The sequence below is a fragment of the Lentiprolixibacter sp. genome (assembly GCF_982873095.1).
The window spans coordinates 1-6,279 of the sequence record NZ_CEYNTP010000169.1 but is presented as its reverse complement, the minus strand read 5'-3'; the positions used below and the strand labels follow the sequence as shown (position 1 = coordinate 6,279).

At 46.7% G+C, this 6,279-nt stretch carries 3 protein-coding genes; all 3 read right to left on the bottom strand.

The features are described 5' to 3' along the window. The coding region (atpD, locus tag AC4E7D_RS10320; RefSeq protein ID WP_490173719.1) for a F0F1 ATP synthase subunit beta at positions 1 to 1,029 on the bottom strand (1,029 nt) is incomplete at its 3' end. A 188-nt stretch (positions 1,030 to 1,217) separates the two neighbouring features. Then, the gene (locus tag AC4E7D_RS10315) at positions 1,218 to 3,971 is read right to left on the bottom strand and encodes a TonB-dependent receptor (protein WP_490173718.1); all 2,754 of its coding nucleotides are present in this window, start codon (positions 3,969 to 3,971) and stop codon (positions 1,218 to 1,220) included. Positions 3,972 to 4,200: 229 nt separating this feature from the next. After that, positions 4,201 to 6,048, bottom strand: a complete 1,848-nt coding sequence (gene glmS, locus AC4E7D_RS10310) for a glutamine--fructose-6-phosphate transaminase (isomerizing) (RefSeq protein ID WP_490173717.1) — start codon at positions 6,046 to 6,048, stop codon at positions 4,201 to 4,203. Positions 6,049 to 6,279 lie beyond the last annotated feature (231 nt).

The following is a 6,279-nucleotide window of genomic DNA, read 5'->3' as shown; positions in this document are numbered from 1 at the left end:
GGTAAGGTCATCCGCAGGCACATATACGGCCTGTACGGAAGTAATGGATCCCCTCTTAGTAGAAGTAATACGCTCCTGCATGGCTCCCATTTCTGTGGCCAGAGTAGGCTGATATCCAACCGCAGAAGGCATACGTCCCAGAAGGGCGGACACCTCTGAACCTGCCTGTGTAAACCGGAAGATGTTATCGATAAAGAACAATACGTCTTTTCCTTGTCCTTCTCCCGCCCCATCACGGAAATATTCCGCAATCGTAAGGCCGGAAAGTGCTACACGGGCACGTGCCCCCGGAGGTTCGTTCATTTGCCCGAACACAAATGTAGCCTTGGATTCTTTCATGGCTTTTTTATCTACCTTGCTCAGGTCCCAGCCTCCAGCCTCCATAGAGTGGAGGAACTCGTCCCCGTATTTGATAATGCCAGATTCCAGCATTTCACGGAGCAGGTCGTTCCCTTCCCGTGTCCTTTCCCCAACACCGGCAAAAACAGAAAGTCCACCGTGGCCTTTCGCGATGTTGTTGATCAACTCCTGGATCAATACGGTCTTACCAACACCGGCACCACCGAACAATCCAATTTTACCCCCTTTGGCGTAAGGCTCAATGAGGTCAATTACTTTAATACCGGTGAAAAGCACTTCTGTAGAAGTAGAAAGATCTTCAAATTTTGGAGCCTCCCTGTGGATGGGAAGACCGTTCTTTCCTTCCTTGGGCAGGTTTTCCATTCCGTCAATGGCATCCCCGATCACATTAAACAACCGGCCATAAATATTTTCACCAACAGGCATTTGTATCGCATTCCCGGTAGCCACTACTTCCATACCGCGGCTCATGCCGTCTGTAGAATCCATAGCTACAGCCCTTAGCGTGTTTTCACCAATGTGCGACTGTACCTCCAATACCAGTATGGTTCCGTCTTCCCGGGTAATTTCCAGGGAATCATAAATCTTAGGAAGGTCAGATCCGGACTTAAATTCAACATCGATAACCGGTCCGATAATCTGTGCAATTTTACCTGTGACTTTAGCCATTGTGCTAGTAATTTATTTTTAGTGGATTTTTATCTTTCCGAGAATGGGAAAAATAATTTTCCTGTGTTCATTTTTCGGCTGCAAAGATAGGGTATTCCTTCTGAAATTAGAATGGATTTTTCGTCTTTTTTTGGACATAAAAAAAGCACCGGGATCCCGGTGCTTTGTACTTGATTAAATATTTACACTTAAGGGTTTATGGTCCAGGAAACATAGAAAATTGAACCTACTGCCCCGGTACCGATTGCGGAGAAATATTCCTCTCCGAGAATGTTGGAGCCTCCTGCCTTAAATACCGACTTAATGCTGGGCACCGCATAATTGATCTGCGCATCCAGAACGGAATAGGAAGGGATCTCCCCATCGGCAAAAGTCGCCTGCCAGAAGTAGGAATCACTCCATCGGTAATTAAAGTTGAACCCAAAGTTCTCGAACAAAGCTGTATTCCCAAAGGAAGCTTTTACCTTGTGCCTAGGCGTGTTGAAATTGGTCCGGAAATCGGGGAAAGCCGCTTCATTAAAGTCAAAATCTGCATAGGTGTAGTTGACACCTATATCAAAAGATCGGAAGATTTTAGCGTCGATTCCCGCTGTAACCCCATAGGACTCAATATCCACTTCTGCATTCGTATAGGTCTGGTATCCGAAGAAGTCTCCGTTCTGAAGTGCCAGGAGAGATAGGCTCCCATCTCCTGCCTGGCCGTAGAAGGGGACAACTACAGTAGTGTTGGAGATGAAGTTGGTGTACTTGTTAAAGTATCCGCTTACGTCTACCACTACATTTCCAAATTGTGCCCGGTACCCTGCTTCATAGGCAGATATTTCTTCTGGCTGCACCAGAGGGGTGTTTACAGCCGTTGGATTACCTGCGTTTACAGAGCTTAAAGAAAATGCATTCTCATACGCAGCCCGTCCCACTATGGTAGCCTCAGAGGCCCCGGTAAGGGTCTGACCCGCATCTGATAATGGGAAGTTCCTCACATCCCTGTCCAGGTTATCCGGTGCAGAACCTACCAGAATTGCCCTTCCGGCATTCAAGCCTATAAAGAGGTCCTGTGTGGTTGGATTCCTGAACCCTTGCTGGTAGGAAACCCTGAAGTTCTGGTTACGATCGGCTCCAGCAGTATACACCAGGGAGACCCTCGGAGAAAGGAAACCGTCAAAGAATTCGTTCTTATCATAGCGCATGGAGCCAGTAAACTTTAAACGCTCATCCAGCAATTTCTTTTGTACCTGCATATAAGCCCCGTATTCCTTGTACGTAATGGGTCCATCCAAATCCGTGAAGATCGTTCCGCTGGAATTCAGCTCGTATTCCCGGAAAGAGCCTCCGATCTGAATATCGGCCACTTCACTGGTAAGGTGGCTGAAGTTGTAATTGGCATCTATGTGGCGAAATTTGGTGTTGTCGATAAACTTGGCTCCGGTAGTCAGATCCCCATCGGAGATTACCTGGTTAAACGCTCTCTGGAATTGCGGAGTTCCTGGGATCAAACGTCCAGTATCAGCCACTTGCCGGGCAACAGCATGGGCCGTAGCCTCATCAGCCAGGACTCCTGTCCCAACACCAAGCCGTGCCCCGATATAGGTTTGGGCGTACTGGGTGAACCAGTCGGTATCAGATTTCCAGGAACGGTTTACGTTAATTGCCGCAAAACGGGAATCATAAGAATCTCCAGCATTTTCTGAAGTAATATACCCCCGTAAGAAGAAGTTGTTATTTCGGAACTCTATTTTATGCTGTTGCAGGATGAAATTCCTGACCGCATATCGGTTGGCTCCCTGGTAGATTGTATTTCCGCGGCCTACCCGACCGTTGTAAATGATTTCAAAATCATCTGCAAAAGGCCGATAGTAAACCGAGAAATCACTTTTTACACTTTCTGCGTTGTAGTTGACAAGCTCGCGTTCTGTATACCCGGTACGGGTAACGAAGGCAGAGCCTACCGTACCAGAAGGCAATCCTGCCAGTGCATCAAAATTCAATAATGTTCCCACTTCATCTCCGTAAACATTAAGGCCATCGTAGGCGGGATTGGTCCGGTCTGCACCTGGATTTGACAGGTCTTCCACACTATTGGCATGCCAGTCTTCCCCTGAGAGGTAGGAAAAATTGGCCTTTACAGCCAGCTTATCGCTGAATGCATGGGCGGCTCTAACCCCAAAATCATAGTAGTTATTTTCACCTGCCGCTTCCTGAGAAGTAATTCCCGTCTTGAAATACGCGCTGATTCCTTGGAAATCAAACGGACTTTTACTTCGCATGAACAGGATCCCGTTAAAGGCACCTGCTCCGTAAAGTGCGGAAGAAGCTCCGGGAAGGATCTCAACGCTCTGTACTTCCAGTTCTGACATCCCCACCAGGTTACCCAAAACGAAGTTAAGACCTGGAGCCGTATTGTCCATCCCATCTACCAATTGCATGAAACGCGTATTGGCAAAGGTGGCAAACCCGCGGGTATTGACCGATTGAAAGGTTAAACTGTTCGTATTGATATCAACACCTTTAAGATTCTGGAGACCACCGTAGAAAGATTCGGCGGTAGTGTTCTTTATTTCTCTGAGCCCGAAGCGCTCAATAGACACCGGGGATTCAAATACCCGTTCCGGTGTTCTTGAAGCACCAATAACCACCTCATCGAGACTTGTGGCACTAAAGGCAAGTCCTATCCTCAAATCGTCTTTAGCTTCTGTTATCGCCACAGTTTGTGTTGCGTAGCCCGTGTAGGAAACGACAAGGTTGAAAGGTGGATCTGAAGGTACAGTAAGGCTGAACGCCCCATCAAAATCGGTAGTGGTTCCGGTTGTGGTTCCTTCAACCAAAATGGTTGCCCCAATTAAAGGTTCCCCTGTTTCATCATCCACAACACTTCCGCTTAGTTGCGTTTGGGAATACGCAAAAACCCCCATAAACATAAGGGTTCCGAGAATAAATCTTTTCATTCGTGCTTTGAGTTAATTAGTTTAGTTTAACAGCCAAGATACAGAAATTTTTTGCTTGGGAATTATAAATCCACAAAAAGTAGGGGGTAATGCTGTGCAGATCACAATTTATATGCCTGAATAATATAGACTTGGCAATATTCCCCACTCCGGACAACCAGCCAGATAGAAGCAACGTATCAGGAGGTTTCCTGACACCAATTGGGAATGCAGGGGTTTAAAGCTTGACCTACTCTACCGTGACAGACTTCGCCAAATTCCTGGGTTGGTCCACATTACAGCCTCTCATCACAGCGATGTGATAGGAGAGCAATTGCAGCGGAATTGTAGTAAGCAGCGGGCTAAGGCTCTCAAAGGTCTCGGGGACTTCGATAACATGATCGGCAAGGTCCCTGACCTGTTCGTCCCCTTCGGTGACAATGGCAATGATCTTCCCCTTTCTGGATTTGATTTCCTGAATGTTGCTCACCACTTTTTCGTAATGTCCTTTTCTAGTGGCAATTACAATAACAGGCATTTGCTCGTCAATAAGGGCAATAGGCCCGTGCTTCATTTCTGCAGCAGGATAACCCTCGGCATGGATGTAGCTGATCTCCTTAAGTTTCAGTGCTCCTTCCAATGCCACGGGAAAGTTGTAACCCCTTCCGAGATACAGGCAGTTTTCAGAGTCTTTGTAGGCTTCCGCTATAATTTCGACCAAAGGATTCCCTTCCAGGCTCTTTTCTACCTTAGCAGGGATATTTTCCAGCTCGATCAGGTGCTGGTGAAATTGCTCTTCAGACAGTTCGCCTTTTTCTTTGGCAAGCTTCAGCGCCATAAGGGTAAGTACGGTAATCTGTGTGGTGAATGCCTTGGTTGATGCTACCCCGATTTCTGGCCCGGCATGCGTGTAGGCACCAGCCTGGGTTTCACGTGCTATGGAAGACCCAACCACGTTGCAAACTCCAAAAACAAAGGCCCCGCGTTCCTTGGCCAGCTTAATGGCAGCTAGGGTATCTGCAGTTTCCCCAGACTGTGATATGGCGATAACTACATCATTTTCGGTAATTACCGGATTCCTGTATCGGAATTCAGAAGCGTACTCCACCTCAACTGGTATCCTTGCCAGGTCCTCGAAGATATATTCCGCTACCAAACCGGCGTGCCAGGAAGTACCACAGGCTACGATGATGATCCGGTTGGCGTTCAGGATTTTTTCCATATTCTGATCCAGCCCGGACATTTTGATGATCCCTTCATTCACAAGCATCCTCCCCCGATAGGTATCCTTGATTGCCCTGGGCTGTTCAAATATCTCCTTGAGCATGAAATGATCATATCCCCCCTTCTCAATTTCTTCAAGATTCATCTGCAATTCCTGAATCATAGGGTAAGTGATGGCGTCATCCTTGATCTTGCGAAGTTTAATCTCTTTCCCCACTCGAACCACTGCCATCTCCCCGTCCTCGAGGTATACCGCATTTTTGGTGTACTCAATAAAGGGTGAAGCATCAGAGGCTATAAAAAATTCTCCATCTCCCATGCCAATGGCCAGGGGACTTCCCAGCCGGGCCACTACAATTTCGTTGGGTTTCTGCTTGTCAAATACGGCAATAGCATAGGCGCCTACAACCTGGTTCAGGGCCATCTGCACCGCCTGTCCCAGTTTTACACCTTCCTGTTTTTTTACCTCTTCAATAAGGTTCACAAGGACTTCAGTATCTGTATCTGACTCAAAGAAATACCCCCTGTTGGTAAGCTCCTGCTTTATAGCTTCATAGTTTTCAATGATCCCGTTATGGATAATGACGAGGTCGCCGGAATTGGAATAATGCGGGTGGGAATTAACATCATTAGGGACTCCATGGGTTGCCCATCGGGTATGTCCGATTCCTAGGGAACCTTGCAGCGATATTTTTGATTCAGATATATTCTTCAAATCAGAAACCTTCCCTTTGGTTTTGGCCATGTTGATTTCACTCCCATCGTAAAGAGCGATCCCAGCGCTGTCATATCCCCGATACTCCAGCCTTTGTAAGCCTTTGATTATTATAGGGTAAGCATCTCTGTTTCCGATATATCCTACTATGCCGCACATAAAATAATTGTATTTTTTACTTGGAAATCAAAGGTAACACATGTGAGTGTTCCGTACCAAAATATCGTTCAGATAACGCAAATCTTCTGTGATTGGTATGCTAAAAGGGGATTAGTTGGCCTCTGTGTAGAAAATTTCCAGTTTTAATTTTCTCTCTTCTTCCTCAGGAACGTTACTCCCAACAAGGATGGTACCCAGAGGACTGATATTTGCACTAACCGGTAATGCCTG

Coding starts and splice junctions, on each gene's coding strand:
- AC4E7D_RS10315 (WP_490173718.1), bottom strand. CDS start 3,971: ATGAAAAGATTTATTCTCGGAACCCTTATGTTTATGGGGGTTTTTGCG.
- glmS (WP_490173717.1), bottom strand. CDS start 6,048: ATGTGCGGCATAGTAGGATATATCGGAAACAGAGATGCTTACCCTATA.